We start from the raw sequence: 18,606 nt of genomic DNA on the forward strand, positions 1-18,606 counted from the left end.
GGCGGGAACCGCGTCCGGGCCGGTTCCGTACTGCGCTGGCTGTGGCTCGGCGCCGTGGTCGTACTCGTCGCCTTCCCCGTCTACGTCACCGTCGTCACCGCCCTCCTCCCGCCGGGCGACGTCGCCGCAGGGCGTCTCGTCCCGGTGCCGGACCGGCTGACCCTGGGCAATGTGCGCGAGGCGCTGGCCTCCGCCCCGCTGGCCCGGCAGTACCTGGTCAGTGTCGGTGCCACCGTCCTCCAGGCGACCGCCCAGCTCGTCACCGCCGCCCTGGCCGCGTACGCGCTCGTGTTCCCCCGCTGGCGCGGCCGGGGCATCGCCTTCGGGGTGGTGCTGGCCACCCTGGCGTTCCCAGGGGAGAGCCTGGTCATCCCCAACTTCGAGACCGCCACCGCGCTCGGGCTGCGCGACACCCTGCTCGGGATCGTCATCCCGTACCTGGCCGCGGGCTACGCGGTCTTCCTGCTCCGCCAGGCGTTCCTCGCGCTGCCGAGGGAGACCTGGGAGGCCGCCCGGCTCGACGGCTGCGGTGAACTGCGGGCCCTGCTGCACGTCGTACTGCCCATGGCACGACCGCAGTTGGTCACGGCGGCGATGTGGTGCGCCCTGTCGGCGTGGAACGGCTACTTCTGGCCGCTGCTGATCACCGACTCCCCCCAGCGACGCACCATCCAGGTCGGCCTCGCCCAGCTCGTCGTCGACCAGGCCACCAGCCCGGCCGTGATCTACGCCGGCACCCTGCTCGTCCTGCTGCCGACCCTGCTGCTTGTTCTTTTTGGGCAGCGCTTCCTGGTACGGGGCCTGGCCGCACGGGTCACCACGTAACCACCGCTCACCGCCCTCCACAACCACACCCGAACTTCACTGAGAAGAAAGACGATCCGTCATGCCATCCATGTCCTCACCTCTTCCGCGCCCCCGCAGACTGCCCGTCCTCGCCGCCCTCCTGACGGCCGTCACCGCCTCGACGCTCACCGCCTGTGGCTCCGGCTCCGGCTCCGGCGAGCAGGCCGCCACCGGGACCGCACCGGGAGCCTCGGCGCTGGCGGCGGCCAAGGGGCCGGTCACCGTGACCCTGTGGCACGGGGTCGGCGGGCCGGCCGGTGTGGCGCTCCAGCAGGAGATCGACGCGTTCAACAAGGCCAACGCCGGGAAGATCGTGGTGAAGGCGTCGTTCCAGGGCAGCTACGCCGACGCCATCGCCAAGTACACCTCCTCGATCCGCGACGGCGGCACCCCGAGCGTCATGGTCTCCAACGACATCACGACCGGCTATCTGCGCGACACCAAGCAGACCGTCTCCGCCCAGGCGATGGCCGCCGCCAACCCGAAGGACCTGGACCTCGACCAGCTCCGCCCGGCGGCGCGCAACTACTACACGGCCGACGGCGAGCTGCTCGCCGTACCGCTCAACACGTCCATGCCCCTGCTGTACGTCAACGACAAGCTGCTGGACCGGGCGGGCGTCGACCGCTCCACCCTCGGCACGCTGGACGGCGTGGCGGCGGCGGCCCGCGCGGTCCACGCCAAGGTCGCCGGGGTCAAGGGCATCGACATGCCCCTGGACGGCTGGTGGTTCGAGCAGCTCACGGCCGCCGCCGGAGTCCCCTACTGCACGCCGGACAACGGCCGCAAGGGCAAGGGCGCCACGGCGCTGACGCTGACCAGCGCGCCGCAGCGGGCCGCGATCGGCACCATGGCCAAGCTCGCCACGGACGGCGTCGCGCTCAACACCGGCGTCGACGGCAGCGCCGCCCTGTCCGCCTTCGCCGCCGGCAAGACCGCGATGATGTTCAACTCCAGCGGTGCCATCGGCGGCCTCAAGGAGGCCGGCATGACCGGCTACACCGCGCTCCCCTACCCCCTCTCCGGCCCGAAGGGCACGTCCGGTGCCGCGATCGGCGGTGCCGCGATGTGGGTGGACCAGGCCGGACACAGCAAGGCCGAGCAGGTGGCGAGCTGGAAGCTGATCAGCTACCTGGCGTCCGCCCCGGCGCAGGAGCGATTCGCCGAGGCGTCCGGCTACGCCCCGATCAACACCGGCGTCGACAACTCGCCCACGTGGAAGCAGTTCCTCGCGAAGAACGAGCCGTACGCCGTGCTCGGCAGGCAGTTCACCGACACCCCGGCCACGACGGCCACCTCCGGCTGCCTCACCGGCGCGATGACGGGCGTACGCGCCGAGGTCGTGTCGGCGATGCAGGAGGCGTTCGGCGGCCGGACCCCCATCGACAGCGCCCTGAAGTCGGCCGAGAAGTCGGCCACCGCCAAGATCCAGAGCTACCGGAAGCAGGCAGGACAGTGACCACCAACACCGAAACCACCAACACCGAGACCACTCAGCCCCGGACCCAGCCCCAGGCCCCGATTCAGACCCCGACCCCGGCCCTCGTCCCCGCTCTGCCGTCCGCGCGATTCGCGCAGGCGTACGGGGACCCGTACCGCTACGGCGTCTACCTCCGCCCCGACCCCGCGACCTGCTTCGCCGTCACCACCGTGACCTCCCAACTGCGGGCGCAGTACGGGATCGTGTCGGCCGGCGCGTTCCCGCCGCACGCGACCCTGATCGGCAGCCGGCACCTCACGGCGCCCGTCGAGGAGATCGTCGACTCGGTGACCCGGGCGCTGGCCGGGGTGTCCGCCTTCACCGTGCACAACGCGGGTGTCCGGCGGCTGGGCGTGGGCCTGGTGTACGACGTCCAGCATCTCGCCGACGGCCGTACGCCGAACCCCGACCTCACCGAACTCGCCGCCCGGGTCGACAAGGCCGTCACCCACCTGGAGGCCCCCGCGCCGAACCCGGCCGAGCACCGGTTCGACCGGGACACCTTCTCGGCGCACCTGTCGTTGGTCTCGCACGACATGTACGTACGCCCCGACCTGTCCGAAGAGGTCGAGGAGTACATCGACGGGCTGCCCGTGGCCTTCCCGGCGAGCTTCCCCGGGGACACGGTCGCCCTCTACCGCACCCGCAGCGACGACTGGACGGGCCGCTGGTGGCAGACCCTCACCTGGGAGCACGTCCACACCTGGCGGCTGCCCCGCTGACCGTCGCGCACGGGACACCGCCGGTCCGTCCAGGAGGACATGGACCGGCGGTGCTCGTTACCCTTCTCCCCTCCGTTCCCGTCAACTCCGCTCTAGGGTCGGCCGGTTGGTGGCCTTCCTGACGTGCAGGACATTGCCGTCCAGGGGCAGCGGGGACAGGTCCACCAGGGTGAGGCCCGCGTCGGCGAACAGCCGGGCGTAGTGGTCGGTGTGCCGTTCGCGTCCGCCGACGTTGCACATCATGTGGAGATCCCAGGCGGTCGCCAGCGACACCGAGCCGTCGGACGGCAGTACGCGTTCGACGACGAGCAGATCCGCGTGGTCGGGCATCGCGCGGGCGCAGTGGCGCAGGATCTCGCGGCAGCGCTCGTCGTCCCAGTCGTGCAGGACGCGGGACAGGACGTAGACGTCACCGCCCGCCGGTACGTCCGCGAAGTCACCGGTCAGGAACTCGCATCGCGGGCCGAGACCGGCCGCCGCCAGGCGCAGGCGGGCGGCCTCGACGGAGTGCGGACGCTCCAGCAGGACCCCGGTCAGCCGAGGGTGCGCGGCGAGGACGCGGCCGAGCAACTCCCCGTTGCCGCCCGCGACATCGACCACCGTGGCCCCCGCCGGAGCCTGGGCCGCCGCGCTGAACGCCGGATGCGCGGGGACCGGGTCGAACATGGCGGCCCCGGCGGCCATGGAGCGGTCGAAGAGTTCCATGAGTCGGGGATCGCGGGCGAAGTGGTCGAAGTGGTTCTCGCCGAAGAGGTGCTCGAAGGCGACCTCCCCCGTGCGTACGGTGTGTTCGAGCCCGGCGAAGGACTCGTAGAACGGGCCGCCGTACATCAGCGCCAGTGCCCGCATCGACCCCGGGGCGTCCGCGCGCAGCAGCGCGCCGAGGCCGGTGAGCCGGTAGCCGTCGCGGCCCTCCGTCACCGCGCCCAGCATCACCAGGTAGCGCAGCAGCGTGGCGAGGTTCCGCGGCTGTGCGCCGACCTTCCCCGCCAACTCCCCGACATCGACGCCCCGTTCGGTGTCCATGGCGTCGGGCACCGAGAGCTGCGCGAACGCGGCCAGCGCCTGGGTCGTCCACGCCCCGGTGAGCAGGCGCAGGAGCGTTTCCGCTGGCTGCTGGGCGCGGTGCTGGTCGAGGTGGGCGGCGAGTACGTCTCGGTGGTCGCCGGGGACGTACAACTCCACGCTCCGGTAGCCGGCCTTGGCCTCGGCGGGCGCGCGGAAGTAGAGGACCGTGCCGTTCTCGTGCGGGTTGTAGCCGCCGCCGTCCGGGACGGCGCCGTAGCGCGCGAAGGTCGCGCACAGGCCGCGCAGCACCAGCGGGTCGGGTGCCGGTACGTCGAAGGCGACGTGTGCCTCGTGCTGCCGTTCCCGTTCGTACGCGGCCAGGGTGTCCAGGTCCGATCCGGGTGGCACGGTCAGCGCGAACACCTCGACCATCCGTCGCTCCCCGTCCGCGCAGGTCACCGCCGGGCGCAGGATCCCCACGTCCAGTTCGGCCGCCCGTCTCCGGTGCCGTACGGCGAGCCGGTCGCGTACGACGACACTCGCTCGCGGCGGCGCGGTGGTGACGAGCCCGCAGTCGCCGAGCAGGGCGTGCAACTCCGCCTCACCGGACGGGAAGACGAGCAGCGCGGCGTGCGAGAAGCGGCAGTGCTCCACGAGACTCCGCAGCTCGGGGCCGTCGAGACCGGGGAAGAGGAGTGGGAGCAGCGTGACGGCGTCCTGCTCCTTGACGAAGTCGACCGTCGCGAGCAGGCGGGACGTGTCGTCCGCCGACGTCGTGATCATTTACGGAAATCCTCATTCAGGTGTGCGGAATGGGGGCATGCGGCAGTGGAGGAAAAGGAAGAGAAGGGAAGAGAAGAGGAGCGAAGAGAAGGGGAAGCGCAAGGGAAGAGGCAGACGCCGGACCTCATACGCCGACGTAGTGCTCGGCGAACCAGTCCTGCTGGCTTCGTGACGTTCGCAGCGACGTGATGCGGGAGCGCCGCAAGGAGTTGTGGAACAGGGACGCGCCGTCCGAGCCGGACGGGCCGTGCAGCAGCCCGATCATCCAGGCCGAGAACTCCTGCGCCCGCCAGATGTACGCGAGACAGCGCGCCGAGTAGGCGTCGAGACCGTCGGAGTCGCCGCGTACAAGGGCGTCGAGCAGGGCGCGGGCGGCGAACTCCGCTTCCAGGACAGCGAGGTTCGCGCCCTTGGCCGCGGAGGGGCTGATCAGGCCGGCGGCGTCGCCGACCAGCAGCAGCGAGCCGTGGCGCAGCGGTTCGAGTACGTCGGACTCCAGGTCGACGACGGCTCGCCGCGCGATACGGCCACGGTGCAGCGGGCCGAACTCCGGTGCCCGCATCCGCAGTTCCAGCTCGTCCCAGATCCGCTCCTCGGACCAGGCGTCGGCGCCCGTGCCGTGCTCGTACTGGAGGTAGTACCGGGTGACGTCGCTCGTACGCGCCATGTGCCCGGCGAAACCCCGCTCGTGCACCGCGTATCCGACGGCGTCCAGGCTGGGCGGTGCCTCGGCGAGCAGCCCGAGCCAGGTCACTCCGTGGTCGCGGTGGTGACGGCGTACGGAGCCCGCCGGCAGCGAGCGGCGGGCCGCGCCGTGCCGTCCGTCGCAGCCGGCCACGTATCGCGCCCGCCACTGGCCGGGCCGCCCGTCCGCCTCGCGCACCGCCACCGAGGGCCGGTCGGTGTCGGTGTCGAGGACGGCAACTGCCTCGGTGGCGAAGTCGATCCGCCCGCCCGCTGCCAGGAATCGCGTCAACAGATCGGTGACCAGGTGCTGTTGGGGATAGACGGTGTGCGACTCACCGCGTCCGAGCCCGCTGTAGTCGAGCCGGAACCGGCCGTCCTCGGTGCGGAACTCGCAGGTGCTGTGGGCCTGTCCGCGCCGCCGCAGCCCCTCGGCCAGCCCGTGCCGCTCCAGGATCCGTACCGTGTTGGCGGCCAGGAATCCGGCACGCGCCCGCGTCTCGATGTGCGCGCGCTCGGCACGCTCCAGGACGACGCAGTCGATGCCGCTGTCCTGAAGGAGATTGCCCAGCACAAGCCCGGCCGGCCCTGCCCCGAGGATTAGTACATCGGTCGCTCTACCGGTCTGTCCGTCTGTCACGAGATGCGATATTAGGTGGCTTGAAGTGGCCTATCTGACAATGATCACCCGTAGGAGTGGGTTCGTATGTGTTGTCGACTCGGCTGGTGATTCAGCCGGTGGTTCACGGTGAATCACTGTGAACCACCGTGAATCAAGCGGTGATTCAGCCGGTGCTGTCGGCCTTCCCGTACCGCTGTGGGTCGGCCACCGCACCCTGGGGATACGCGGCGAAGTGCCCCGGGAGCGGAGGCACCGGTGCCTGTGGTGCGGGGACCGTGCGGGTCGGGGTGCGGCGGCGGGCCAGCCAGAGGACGGCCGCCGCGTACAGGGCGATGCCGGCCAGGTCGAGGGCGACGATCTGCCAGGGCGCGTCCGCGGCCGTGTCGTCGCTCTTGAGGCCGTCGACGACGGCGGCCGAGACACCGAAGGCCAGCAGGTTGTTCACCGCGTGCAGCCCGATGGCCGCCTCAAGTCCGCCGGTACGTACGGTGAGCCAGCCCGCGACCATCGCGAACACGACCAGATCGGCGAAGCCCCACGGCGTGCCCCAGCCGTGCGCGGCGGCGAACAGGACGGCCTGCGGCACGAGCGCGGGCCAGGGGGAGCGCAGGAAACCGCCGAACGCCTGGGTGAGCCAGCCCCGGAACACGTACTCCTCGGCCGCCGCCTGCAACGGCACCAGCAGAACCAGCATGGCGAGGGCCGGGCCGAAGACCTCCCAGCCCGCCCACCGCGCGGGCGGCCCGTCGTCAGCGGGCAGCAGGAACATGGCGCCGGTGGTCACGGCGAGGGCGGGGAGGGCCACCAGTACGCACCACCCCAGCCAGCGCCACCGCAGTCCGCCCGTCACGGCCGAGACCGTGCCCGCCGGGCGGCGGCCGATCCAGAGCACCGCGAGCAGGACGACGGGAATCGCGGAGGCGATCGCCAGCAGGTCGAACGCGGTGCCCGACACCGGGCCCAACTCGACGGTCCCGTCCCGGGCTTCGGGATAGCCGACGGCCGTTCCCACGGCCTCGGCGGCGCCGTACAGCACCACCGCCGTGAGCACGCTCCCCATGGCCACGAACCCGGTGCCGAGCACGGCCCGCCACCATCGATGGCGTGCCGCCGAGATATGGGCCATGCGGTGATAGGCGAGTGGCTCGGAAAGTGGTCCGGGGGCCAGTGGTCCGGGGGCCGATTCGGGCAGGCGCGCGGGTATCGGGGCGGCGTCGAGCGGGTTCGTCATGAGGAGAATCCTCCCGGCGGGCCCGCGCCCCCGCATCGCCCGCAGGCACGATCGGCGCCTCTGCCGGAGGGTGGAGAGCGACTCCCTACCTGGGCCCTGAGCACACGGGTCCTGAGCACACGGGTCCTGAGCACACCTGGGTCCTGAGTACACCTGGGTACCGGGGGCCGGTGCCGGCCGAGGCACCCCCGCCCTACGCTCGTGCGGACATGGAGACGACGACGATACGCAACTGGCTGCTTCCCGTGCTGCTCGCGGCCGGGCAGGTCGCCTGGCTGTGGCCCGGGGCTGTCCTGTCGGTCGAGGAGTTGCCCGGGGCGGGCGTGCTGGTCGCCGTCCTCGGTGCGACGGTCGTCGAGACGGCCGCGCTGGGCCGCCGACGGCAGACACCGGACGCACCGCCTGAAAGCGGGCCCCAGCCCCGGCCTCAGCCCCAGCCCAAGCCCAGCTCCTGTTCCAGCTCATCGCTCCCACGGAGGACATGAACCATGCCCGTGTTAACCAGTCCCCTTTCCGGCTCGGCGGGCATGCGCCAGCTGTTCGTCGCCGAGGTCCGGGCCTACCCCGGCAGAGTGGCGGGCGCGGCGCTGGCCTGCGCGGCGACCGCCGCCGGACTGGGGGCAAGTGTGCTGCTGCTCATCGGAGTGAGCCTGCCGGACCATCCGGAGAACTCGGTGGCGGAGGCCGCCGCGCAGGACGCGCAGAACCTGTTGTCGCTGCTGATGTCCCTGCTGCTGATGTGCGCGGTGCTGGTGACCGGATCCACCGTCTCGCTCTGGACCGGTCAGCGTCTGTCCCAGTTCGCCGTGTTGCGCGCGCTCGGAGTCACCGCGGGCCGGCTGCGTGGCCTGGTCGCCCTCGACGTGGCGCGGCTCGGTCTCGTATCGGCGGCTCTGGGCGCGGCCGTGGGCATGGTCCCGCTGGCGCGGCTCGGGCAACGGGTGCTGCTGGCCCGGGAGTTGTTCCCCGAGGGGACCCCGCTCCCCTCCCCGGGGCAGACCTGGGCGACGGCGGCGGCCGTCCGCTTCGTCACGGCGGGGGTCGGAGTACTCGCGGCCCTGGCGAGCGTGCTGGCCGCGGGCCGGATCGGTCCCGCCGCCCTGCTGCGGGACGCGGAGCTGTCCATGGCCTCCACCCGGAGCACAGGGCGCCTGGTGACCGGCCTCGTGCTGCTGGTGACGATGTGCGCCCCCCTGCTGTTCGTCATGGCGTTCATGGACGTCCCGGCGACCCTGCGCGCCGCGATGGCCCCCGGGGTCGCGCTGACGGTGATCCCGGTGCTGGCCGTGCTCGCCCCCTGGATCGTGCCGCCCCTCGTCCGCCCGACAGCGCTGGCGATACGACTCCTGGACCGGCGTGTCGGGCGTATCGCGGCGGCGGGACTGCGGGAGACGCCCGCCCGGACGACGGCGTTGGCGGTGCCGGTGCTCCTCTCCGTCGGTATCGCCGTGTCCCTGCTCGGCGCCGGGGCCACCATGGGGCAGGCGGTGCAGCGGCAGTACGAGGAAGGACTGCGCGCCGACGCGGTCGTCACCGCCGAGCCCGGCACCCGCCTCCCCGCGACGGCACCGGCGTTCTCCGGAGGGAGCGCGACCGCGCTGGTGGCGACGGAGGTCACCGCCCCGCCCACCTGGTACGACGACCGGCCGGTGGCCACCCGCGCGTGGGGCGCCGACGGCGGCTCCCTGTCCAGGGTGCTGGACCTCGGCGTGCGGGAAGGCCGTATGTCCGCCGTGGGCCGGGGAACCTTCGCGGCGGGTGCCATGCAGGCCGACGGACACCACTGGCGGCTGGGCCAGCGAGTGAGACTGGCCCTGGCGGACGGCTCCCCGCAGACGCTGACCCTGGTGGCCGTCTACGAACGGGACCTGGCCTTCCCCGAGTTCGTCGTCGCACGGTCTGCCGCCCTGCGGCACACCCCGGCCGCGTACGCCGACCGTGTCCTGCTCACCGGACCGGCGGACGACTGGCCCCGGGGAAGGGGGCAGAAGGTCGCCTCCCGTACCTCGTACCTGGACGACCTCACCCCGCGCAACGCGGCCGACGACCTGGCCGCACGGCTGGTCGTGGCCGTCGTCGCGGGGTACGCGCTGCTGGCCGCCGCCAACACCAGTTCCCTCGCCCAGCGCGACCGGCGGGCCCAGCGGGCACACCTGCGGGCCATGGGCCTGGGCCGCTTCCAGTTGCTGCGCTGCGTGCTGTACGAGGCGGCGGGCGCGACGGTCGTCGGTGTGGCGCTGGCCGCTGTCACGGCGGGCGCGTGTCTCGTCCCGCTGTCCGTGATCCTGGGCACCGGCGCCGTACCGGCCGTCGACGTCCCCTGGACCGTCGGTGTACTGGCCGCCTCGGTCCTGGCGGTCGCGCTGCCCGCCGCCGTCACGGCGCACCCGATGTCCGGCGTACGCAAGCAGTACGCGAGGAGGGCGGCCTGAAGGCGCGGCAGTCGCCGGGCCGTCGCCGGGTCGGCTGATCCGGCCGTGGGCGACCCGGTCGCCGACCCGGCCACCGAACCGGCCACCGAACGCGCCACGGGCCGGTCTCCCGGAAGCATGCTTCCGGGAGACCGGCCCGTTCAGCGATTGCGTCAGTGACCGGTGCCGGCGATCCGCGTGTGCGAACCGCGGCCTGACTCGCTTGCTCAGTTGCCCACTTGTACCTGCCTGCCTACGCGCTCACTTGCCGTAGTAGGCGTTGTGCACGGAGATCGTGGACGTGTTGCCCTTCTTGTCGGTGATCTTGGCGCGGAGGGAGATGCCCTTGCCCTTCGCCGGGTTCTTCACGGTGATCTTTCCGTTCTGGACGGTGGTCTTCGTCCAGGTCTTGCCGTCGTCGTACGACACGGACACCGCGAGCGAGCGAAGGTTCTGGCCCTTCGCCGCGCCCTCGACGGTGACCGGGTAGGTGACCGTCTGCCCGGCCGCGACCCGGCCGTCCAGGCCCGTCCGCGGTGCGAAGCGGACCGTGGAGACGGGCAGTTCGGTCGGCAGGGCGGAGGTCGGCCGCTTCGAGCGGAACGTCCAGCTCGCGTCGACCCGGGTGGAGGCGGCCTGGACCTGGGCGCTTCGCGTGGCCGACGTGGTCAGGGTGTACGAGGCCTCGCCGGCCGGGACCTTGAACACGGCGGCGCCGGTGAGCGCGTCGGTGTTCGACCCGACCTTCTGGCCGTTGCGGAACAGTGTCGTGCGCGCCGAGGTGAGATCTGACTGCGCCTCATGGCCCTGGCCGTCGGCGAAGAGGGGCAGCCGGCCGTAGATCCCGTCCTCGCTGTGGAAGACGCCGAGCAGTTCGGGCACCACGTGCGGGGCGAACACCGCCGCGTTGAACGTCTTCTCGTAGGTCCTGCCGCCGGTGAACCTCAGGTAGTCACTGGAGTTGGCGTCGGAGTCCACGAGCCGCACGCCGTCCGCGTCCACCTTCCCCGAGAACTGCATGAGGTTGAAGTACCACTCGGAGCCGTCACCCGACGACAGGTACAGGGTCCGGGTGGCGGGGAGCTGCTGGTTGACGGGGACGTGGAAGCCGTTGCCGACGTTCGTGCCGACGGTCAGGGAGAGCGCGCCGGTCTTCCCGGGCGTCGAGGCGCCCAGACCGGCCTTCACCGTGGCGAACTCGCTCGCCTTGTAGTGGTGGACGCGCGTCCCGACCTTCGTCACCTCGGAGCCGCCGACGGTGTCGTACTCGGCGCCGCTGCCCTTGGTCCACTGCCCGGACCAGATCTGTGTCAGGCCGGAGGGCATCTCGGGGCCGACGTGCGCGACCCGGATGTCGGAGAAGGTGGGCATCAGGAGACCGTTCGCCGCGTTCACGGCCACGTTCTTGTAGAGCACCATGGCCTGGAGCGGCTTGGCGGTCTTGTCCGGCACGGTGATGTCGGACGAACGGGTGGTGTTCAGGTCGAGCGTGATCGTCGTGTTCTTCTTGATGTCCAGCACGGGCTGGGCCAGCCAGTCGACGCCGCCCTCGGTCGTCTCCGGGTTCTTCATGCTGGCCGTGTCGAGCATGTACGGGCCCTTGGGGACGCGGAAGGTGACCGTGTCGTCGCTGGACACGTTCGAGTAGCCGCCGCCGCCCCGGAAGGCCATCGCCAGGCTGCTGATGTGGACCGGGTGCTGCCCGGGGCGGTTGACGTACTTCAGCGTGACGTTGTACGCCTCCGTCTCCCGCTCGACTCCCAGCGGGGTGCGGACACTCTGGCCGTCGCCCGTGGCCGTCACGTACGCCGAGTACCCGCCGTCGACCGTGCCGCCCAGCTTGGTGTTGACGGTGACGTCCACGTCCGCCGTGCCGCCGGCCGGGACGGTGACCGTCTTCGCGCCGAGGGTGAAGAAGCCGGCCGGGGCGGTCCGGCCCTGGGGGTTGCGGGTCGTGGCCGACAGGTTCAGCGTGACGTCCGTGGTGCCCGTGTTGCGGTACGTCACCTTCCTGGTGACCGGGGTGTCGTCGGTGTGCGGCCACTGCTGGAGCGGGAAGCTCACCGAGGCCGGCTCGGCGACCACGGTCTGGGCGATCGCCTTGTCGACCTGGATACGGCCCGAACCCTGCGCGTAGGGCGGCAGGTCGCCGCCCTTGGCCGAGCCCATCAGCGCGCCCTTCAGCTCACGGAAGGTCCAGTCCGGGTGCTCCTGCTTGAGGATGGCGGCGGCGCCCGCGACATGCGGGGTCGCCATCGACGTACCCGAGATCGACATGTACCCGGGCGGGTTCTCGCCCACCTGCTTGGCGAGCGCGCTGCCCTTGGCCGCCGCCGCCGTGATGCCCACGCCGGGCGCGGTCACATCGGGCTTGAGGGCGCCGTCGGCGGTGGGGCCGGTGCTGGAGAAGCTCGCGAGTTCGTCGTGGCCGTCGACCGCGCCGACGGTGAGGGCGTCGGCGGCGGCGCCCGGGGAGTCGATGGTCCTGGAGCCCTGCTCGCCCTCGTTGCCCGCGGCGATGGTGAAGAGGACGCCCTTCGTCTCGGAGAGCCGGTTGACGGTGGCTTCCATCGGGTCGACGCCCGGGGTGTCGGCGCCGCCCAGACTGAGGCTGATGACGTCGGCGCCCTGCTCGGCGGCCCACTCCATGCCGGCCATGATGCCGGAGTCGTTGCCCTCGCCCTTGTCGTTGAGGACCTTGCCGATCAGGAGCTTCGCCCCGGGGGCGACCCCCTTGTACTTGCCGCCGGACAGGGCGCCGGTACCCGCGATGGTGGACGCGACGTGCGTGCCGTGGCCCTGGGCGTCGTTCGTGCCGGCGGCCGTGCTGAAGTTCTTGGTGGCGATCACCTGGCCCTGGAGATCGGGGTGAGTGGCGTCGAGTCCCGTGTCCAGGACGGCGACCTTGACACCCTTGCCGTCGTAGCCCTTCGCCCAGGCCGTGGGCGCGCCGATCTGCGGCACGGACTTGTCGAGGCTGGCCTTGCGGATGCCGTCGAGCCAGACATGGGAGATGCCGGAGGCGAGGGTGTCGCCGTCGGTGAGGGTGTCCCACAGCTTCGGCGCCTCGTCGGTGGGCGTGACGAGGGCGTCCATGTCCAGGGCCTGGAAGGTCCGCTGGACCATGCCCGTGTCCCGGACCTCGGCCTTCATGGCGCGTGCCGTGCCCTTGTAGTCGACGATGACCTTCAGGCCGGTGTGCTGACTCCTGAGACTGGCCGCCTTGTTGAGCTCGGTGATGTCGAACAGCCGCATGTCGAGCTTGCCGCTCGCGACCATCGCGGCGACGTCCGTCGGTATGACGTGGACGTGCCCGTCGATCGTCCGTATCTGTACGGGGATCCGCTCGCGGCCCGCGGCCCGCTCCATGCCGACGACACTGCCCTTGGCGCTGACGAGGACACGGTCACCGGTGACGAGGGTGATGCGGTGCGTGGCGGGCGCCCCGTTGTCGGCGTGCACGGGCGTCGCCTGTGCCGAGCCGTACATTCCCGAGGCGAGGACCGCCACCACGGTCGCGGCGGCCGTACCGACGAACGCGGCCTTCGTTTTCCTGCGCAAGGTTCCCCCAGGTCTGGTGTGCTCTGGTGCGTGCTCTGGTGTGTGTGCTCTGGTGTGCCGGGTCGCACCGGTCGGAATGAACGTAGCGACGCGGAAGCACGGTTGGTCGTCCGCTGTACGGCGGTGACGTATCGATGTCGATCACGCACTGATGGGTGGCTGTTACATACGCAGGTCAGAGGGCCTGTGCCAGGTAACAGCGGGCGAGAACAGCGGGCAGACGGCCGTGGCGGATCGAGGCCGACGCCACCTTTGAACGGCCGACACCACCCGGCCGTACCATGACCTGCGATGTGTGCGGCAGTGATCTGCCCATGGCCCGGCGACCCGGCGACCCGGCGGAAGGAGCAGGGATGCGGATACGCAGACTCGTGCTGTCGTGCGCCGTGTCGGCCGTCTTCCTGACCGCCTGCGGCGGGGTGGACGGCGGCGTACGGGTAGAGGGCCCGGCGGCGACGAGGATCCCCTCGACGGGGCCGGTGTACGTGACGGACTGGTACGGCCGGGCCTGGCAGCACCCCGTGGAGGTCGACCCGACCATGCGCGTCACCCTGACCGGGCTGAAGTGGCGGGACTGGGGCTCGCCCCGGGCCCGGGCCACCGGAACTGTCCTCGACGTGACCTGCCTGGGCGGCTGCACGGGGAGTGGCAACCACCCGCGGAGAGTCCCGGTCAAGGTTGTCCTGAGTGATCTGGTCAGGCGCGAGGGCGTGTCGTTCTACGGCCATCTGAACCTTGTCCCCGTACATCCCCCCTTGCCTTACTGGTTGCAGGGCAACGACAGCACGGACCTGGAAGTACCGGATGCGTGAGCAAGGCACCGGAGAGGACCGCCGGACAGGGCACCTGACAGGGCACCTGACAGGGCACCTGACAGGGAATCGGAGAGAGAACGCGATGCACGCCGCTCCTGAGATCCTGCTGGTCGAGGACGACGAGCTGATCCGGGAGGCCACGCGGCTCACACTGGAGGAGCGCGGCTACGGCGTCCGTGCCGCGGCCGACGGCCTGACCGGGCTCGAACTCTTCCGGGAACGTCATCCGGACGTGGCCGTCCTCGACATCATGCTGCCGGGCCTCAACGGAGTGAGCCTGGCCGGCCGTATCCGCGAGGAGTCGGGGGTGCCCGTGCTGCTGATCTCGGCCCGCAACTCCCCGCTGGACGTGGTGATGGGCCTGGAGGCGGGCGCCGACGACTACGTCACCAAGCCCTTCGACGCCCCGGTCCTCGTGGCCCGCATCCGCTCCCTGCTGCGCCGGGCGGCCCCCGTCGAGCAGCCGCCCGAGCAGCCGGCGCTCAGCCCGCGCCAGTCCTTCGGGGACCTGGAGTTCTGCCGGGTGTCCCTGACCGCGAGCCGGGCCGGGAAACCGCTCTCGCTGACCATGACCGAGCTGAAACTGCTGAGCGAGTTCGCCGCCGCGCCCGGGACCGTACTCTCCCGGGACGTACTCCTGGAGCGGGTCTGGGACTACGCCTGGTCCGGTGACACCCGGGTGGTGGACGTCCACGTACAGCGCCTGCGCGCGAAGATCGGCCGGGAGCGGATCGAGACGGTGCGCGGCTTCGGCTACAAGTTGCGCCCATGAGACGACCGCTGATGAGCCCGCTGAGACGGCGGCCGACGAGCCGCCCCGCCGAGAACAGACCCGCTGAAAGCAGGCCGGCTGTGAGCCGCCCCGCCGGGAGAGGGCCCGCTGCGAGCCGCCCGGCCGTGAGTCTCCCCGCCGAGAACAGGCCCGCTGCGAGCCGCCCGGCTGAAAGCAGACCTGCCATGAGCCGCCCGCCGAAAGCAGACCTGCCGTGAGCCGCCCACCTGAAAACGGACCCGCCCAGAACGGACCCGCCGAGAACTGGTCCGCCGAGAACGGACCCGCCGAGAACTGGTCCGCCGAGAACGGACCCGCCGAGAACTGGTCCGCCAAGAACAGGCCTGCCGAGAACAGGCCCGCAGAGCACACGTCTGCCGTGAACCGTCCCGCCGCAAGCAGTGCCGCCGCAAGTAGCGCTGCCGCAAGTAGTGCCGCCACAAGTAGTGCCGCCACAAGCAGCGCTGCCGCAAGCAGCGCCGCCGAAAGCAGCCCCGCTGCGAGTCGCCCCACCACGAGTCGCCCCACCACGAGCAGGCACGCGGCGAAACGCCCTTCCGCCCGGCGGCTCGCCCTGAACGTGGGAGCGAAGGTCGCCCTGGCCGTCGCCGCCGCGGCCATCTGCGTGGCGGGGTCCATCGGGTTGCTGGTCCACCGGACCACCGCCGCCGACCAGTTGGCCACGGCCCGCTCGGGCCTGGACCAGGAGCTGATGAGCGCCGCCGGCGACCGCGCCGATGGACGCCAGTCGGACGCCAGGCTCGACCCCCGTGACCTGCCCGCCCCGGTGGCACGGGCCGTGCGGGACAACGTCCGGGTGACCTACCTGCGGGAGGGCGGCAAGGGACCGGTGCTGTGGGCGGCGACCAGGATCGCGGACCGGAAGGTGCTCGCGGTCAGCCGCTCGTACGCCCCCGAGGTGCGGTCCCTGGCCGCCCTCGACGGGACGCTGTTCGCCACGGGCGCGGGCGTCACCGTCCTCGTCTCCCTGGCGGGACTGCTGCTGGGGGTGCGGATAGGACGCCGGGCCACGGTCGCCGCGCGTACGGCGGAACGCATCGCCGAGGGCGACTTCGACGCCCGGGTCAGCCCGAACGGCCGCGACGAGATCGCCCGGCTCGCCGCCTCCGTCAACACCATGGCGGACGCGCTCGGCGCCCGGCTGGAGGCCGAGCGCCGGGTGACCGCCGACATCGCGCACGAACTGCGCACACCGGTCGCGGGCATGTCGGCGGCGGTCGGCCTGCTGCCGCCCGGCCGGGTGTCCGAGCTGATGGCGGGCAGCGTGCAGAAGCTGCGCGGGCTGGTGGAGGACGTACTGGAAGTGGCTCGGATGGACTCCCAGGTCGCGGCGGTCGAGACCGAGGAGCGCGAGGTGAGCGCGATGACCCGGCGGGCGGTCGCCGGGCTCGACGAGGTGTACGTACAGGTCGTGGCGGACGCGGTGGTCTCCACCGACCCGCGCCGCGTCGAACGGATCCTCACCAACCTGGCCACCAACGCCCTGCGGCACGGCGCCCCACCCGTGCAGGTGGAGGTCGACGGCCCGGTGGTCCGGGTCCGCGACTACGGCCCCGGCTTCCCGGCCGACCTGCTCGCGGTGCTGAACACCTCCGGCCCCCAGCGCTTCCGTACGGGCTCCAGCACCGGCGGCACCGGCCTCGGCCTGACCATCGCCACCGGCCAGGCCCGCCTCCTGGGCGCCCGCCTGACCTTCCGCAACTGCCTGGACGGGGGCGCGGAGACGGAACTGCGGCTGCCGACGGACTGATCACCCCTCGGCGGCATCGGGGTCGGTGATGAAGGGCTGTTCCGCGAGGGTGCGGTCGGATGCGATCAGTCAGTTGTTCTTCCGTAGCAGCCTGCGCCTTACTGATCACCAGGGCACGCAGCCCTCGCCGCCAAGCAGGGTAGGGGGTGTGCCAAGGAACATGCGGTCAATTCCCGAGGATGGCTTCCCGTGCCGCCCGTGACCAGATGGCCTGTTGGCGCTGGGTGAAGCCCATGCGGTTCCAGTGGAAGAGGATGTGGCGGGCGAGGACACCACGGGTGGCGAGTGCAAGCCGTCCGTCGCGGCCGGCGTCTCCGAGGGCCTGGCCGCAGTGCTGCACCGCATCGGCCCAATCCGCCAGGGAAGCCAGTGAGTTGCCAACGGTGAAGGCGGGCTCGGGGTCGGCCATCAGGAGTTCGCACACCTTGCCGGTCATCGCGGTCACCCGCTCCGGCGGAACATCGCTGGGCAGAGGGCGCTTGGCTTCGACCCGCGCCCATGGCCGCTTGGAACACCGCCCGCATCGCGCTCCGCAAGTGGTCCGCGATCTCGCTGGGTGGGCGGTCGAGGAGAAGGTCGAGTTCGTCCGGTTCGGGAAGTGCGGGGATGCCGTGCTCGACCCAGAAATCTCCCCAGAGGTGGCGACGCCGTGCCTCTGAATCGGGATCGTGCAACCAGGGATTCGTGGATCCCTCTCGGCACATACACCAATCTGGTACATGGGCTAGCCTTGGTACATGTCCATGAAGCGCACCAACGTCTACGCCGACCCCGAGGACCTGGCGATCATCAAGGAGGCCGCCAAGCGCCGGGGTATAAGCGAGGCCGAGATCATCCGGCAGGGGATCCATCTCGCGGCCATGGCGAACCGTGTCTGGGACGAGCCGCTGTTCTCCCGCACCTTCGAGGGGCCGGGGCGTACGCCGTCCAAGGCCGAGGTCCGTGACGCGGTCGCCGACGCTGTCCGGCGCGAGACCGACCCGGGTCCCGGAACCGCCGCGTGATCATCGTCATCGCGGACACGTCCGGCCTCCTGGCCGCCCTTGACTCGACACACCCGGAGCACGTAGCGGCGAACGAGGCGATCATGGCGGCCGGTCTCCTGGTCATGTCCCCGCTCCTGCTGGCGGAACTCGACCATGTGGCGACGCGCGAGCTGGGACGCGCAGCCGCCGTCAGCGCGGTCGACGACCTGCGGCGCTGGATGAGCCGGGGCCGGGTCGTGATGCCCGAGATCACGGAACACCACCTGGGTGAGGCCCAGTCCGTCCGAGCCCGCAACGGTGCGCTCGACCTGGACCTCGCCGACGCCGTGAACGTGGCCCTCGCCGCCGAGTACGACACCGACGCGATCCTCACCCTCGACCGACGCGACTTCCGGGCAGTCCGCCCATTGGGCCGGCACAAGGCGTTCCGGGTACTGCCCGACGACCTTCCGCTCTGACACGAGACGCTCTCGGAACCGGGTTCCAGGCGAACCGGGCCCCACCGGTGCGCGGGCGATGCGCGGTCTCCGTACAGGTCTGGATGACAATCCCGCCCGCATGGATGGAGAGTCCTGCCGGCACGCTGACGGCGGGACTCGGCCGGGGATGACGGCCTCGCCGCTTCCGATCGGATGTCGGATGTCGGATGGCGGACCTCGGGGATCCAGGCCCTGGAGGGCCGGTGCCCGCGCATCTTCGGCCGCTCGGAGGCGAGTCGCACGTCGTGCGCCGTGGGGAACCACATCCGGGTCCGTCCGGCCCGCGGCAGGGTGATGCGGTCGGCCGGCCTCTCGACGCGCGGCCGGGTCGGCCGCCGCCTGGTCTGCTCGATACGCGCGGAGGGAGCGATCACCCCGTGCGTCCGCGCGGTGGTGACCATCCGGTACCGCGCCGGCACCCCCAGCGGCGATTTT

15 protein-coding genes are annotated in these 18,606 nt (G+C 71.5%); 10 read left to right on the forward strand and 5 right to left on the reverse strand.

The features are described 5' to 3' along the window. The 3 genes from AOK08_RS20350 to AOK08_RS20360 form a co-directional block, all read left to right on the forward strand. The coding region (locus AOK08_RS20350) for a carbohydrate ABC transporter permease (RefSeq protein ID WP_055527885.1) at window positions 1–825 on the forward strand (825 nt) is incomplete at its 5' end. Between the two features lie 70 nt (window positions 826–895). Next, window positions 896–2,305: an extracellular solute-binding protein gene (locus tag AOK08_RS20355; protein ID WP_055527887.1), complete on the forward strand. Its 1,410-nt coding sequence runs from the start codon at window positions 896–898 to the stop codon at window positions 2,303–2,305. Then, window positions 2,302–3,048, forward strand: coding sequence for a 2'-5' RNA ligase family protein (locus AOK08_RS20360; protein ID WP_198539320.1), 747 nt, complete (start codon window positions 2,302–2,304; stop codon window positions 3,046–3,048). The genes AOK08_RS20355 and AOK08_RS20360 overlap by 4 nt, the downstream gene beginning before the upstream one ends. Window positions 3,049–3,129: 81 nt before the next feature. On the opposite strand, the gene AOK08_RS20365 is transcribed toward AOK08_RS20360, so the two are convergent. The 3 genes from AOK08_RS20365 to AOK08_RS20375 form a co-directional block, all read right to left on the reverse strand. Further along, window positions 3,130–4,839 (reverse strand): methyltransferase, encoded by a 1,710-nt coding sequence (locus tag AOK08_RS20365; RefSeq protein ID WP_055527889.1) that lies wholly within the window; start codon window positions 4,837–4,839, stop codon window positions 3,130–3,132. A 124-nt stretch (window positions 4,840–4,963) separates the two neighbouring features. After that, a complete protein-coding gene (locus tag AOK08_RS20370) occupies window positions 4,964–6,163 on the reverse strand; it encodes a 4-hydroxybenzoate 3-monooxygenase (RefSeq protein ID WP_055527891.1) in 1,200 nt (399 codons plus the stop codon). A gap of 145 nt (window positions 6,164–6,308) precedes the next feature. Continuing rightward, window positions 6,309–7,376 (reverse strand): CPBP family intramembrane glutamic endopeptidase, encoded by a 1,068-nt coding sequence (locus tag AOK08_RS20375; RefSeq protein WP_079054152.1) that lies wholly within the window; start codon window positions 7,374–7,376, stop codon window positions 6,309–6,311. 209 nt (window positions 7,377–7,585) lie between these two features. On the opposite strand from AOK08_RS20375, the gene AOK08_RS45845 reads away from it, so the two are divergent. Continuing rightward, window positions 7,586–7,861 (forward strand): hypothetical protein, encoded by a 276-nt coding sequence (locus AOK08_RS45845; RefSeq protein WP_157876736.1) that lies wholly within the window; start codon window positions 7,586–7,588, stop codon window positions 7,859–7,861. A gap of 3 nt (window positions 7,862–7,864) precedes the next feature. Then, window positions 7,865–9,808, forward strand: a complete 1,944-nt coding sequence (locus AOK08_RS20380; RefSeq protein ID WP_107101000.1) for an FtsX-like permease family protein — start codon at window positions 7,865–7,867, stop codon at window positions 9,806–9,808. A gap of 240 nt (window positions 9,809–10,048) precedes the next feature. Here AOK08_RS20380 and AOK08_RS20385 read toward each other — a convergent pair whose 3' ends face one another. Continuing rightward, window positions 10,049–13,348 (reverse strand): S8 family peptidase, encoded by a 3,300-nt coding sequence (locus AOK08_RS20385; protein ID WP_422125757.1) that lies wholly within the window; start codon window positions 13,346–13,348, stop codon window positions 10,049–10,051. Between the two features lie 353 nt (window positions 13,349–13,701). Here AOK08_RS20385 and AOK08_RS20390 point away from each other — a divergent pair, with 353 nt between their 5' ends. The 3 genes from AOK08_RS20390 to AOK08_RS20400 all read left to right on the forward strand — a co-directional run bounded on the left by AOK08_RS20390 (window position 13,702) and on the right by AOK08_RS20400 (window position 16,706). Beyond that, window positions 13,702–14,160: a hypothetical protein gene (locus AOK08_RS20390; RefSeq protein WP_055527895.1), complete on the forward strand. Its 459-nt coding sequence runs from the start codon at window positions 13,702–13,704 to the stop codon at window positions 14,158–14,160. Window positions 14,161–14,245: 85 nt separating this feature from the next. Then, window positions 14,246–14,935: a two-component system response regulator CseB gene (gene cseB, locus AOK08_RS20395; protein ID WP_055527897.1), complete on the forward strand. Its 690-nt coding sequence runs from the start codon at window positions 14,246–14,248 to the stop codon at window positions 14,933–14,935. A 580-nt stretch (window positions 14,936–15,515) separates the two neighbouring features. Continuing rightward, a complete protein-coding gene (locus AOK08_RS20400; protein ID WP_241827024.1) occupies window positions 15,516–16,706 on the forward strand; it encodes a sensor histidine kinase in 1,191 nt (396 codons plus the stop codon). Window positions 16,707–16,872: 166 nt separating this feature from the next. Here AOK08_RS20400 and AOK08_RS47450 read toward each other — a convergent pair whose 3' ends face one another. Further along, complete coding sequence (locus AOK08_RS47450; RefSeq protein ID WP_241827025.1) at window positions 16,873–17,142, reverse strand: lantibiotic dehydratase C-terminal domain-containing protein; 270 nt, start codon at window positions 17,140–17,142, stop codon at window positions 16,873–16,875. Between the two features lie 301 nt (window positions 17,143–17,443). Between AOK08_RS47450 and AOK08_RS20410 the strand changes: the two genes are divergently transcribed. Together AOK08_RS20410 and AOK08_RS20415 are read left to right on the forward strand one after the other, a co-directional pair. Beyond that, window positions 17,444–17,710, forward strand: a complete 267-nt coding sequence (locus AOK08_RS20410; RefSeq protein WP_055527901.1) for a ribbon-helix-helix domain-containing protein — start codon at window positions 17,444–17,446, stop codon at window positions 17,708–17,710. Further along, window positions 17,707–18,150: a PIN domain-containing protein gene (locus AOK08_RS20415; RefSeq protein WP_055527903.1), complete on the forward strand. Its 444-nt coding sequence runs from the start codon at window positions 17,707–17,709 to the stop codon at window positions 18,148–18,150. Before AOK08_RS20410 ends, AOK08_RS20415 begins: the two co-directional genes overlap by 4 nt. The last annotated feature ends 456 nt before the right edge of the window (window positions 18,151–18,606 follow it).

The sequence above is a fragment of the Streptomyces graminilatus genome (genome assembly GCF_001418565.1).
Taxonomy (GTDB): domain Bacteria; phylum Actinomycetota; class Actinomycetes; order Streptomycetales; family Streptomycetaceae; genus Streptomyces; species Streptomyces graminilatus.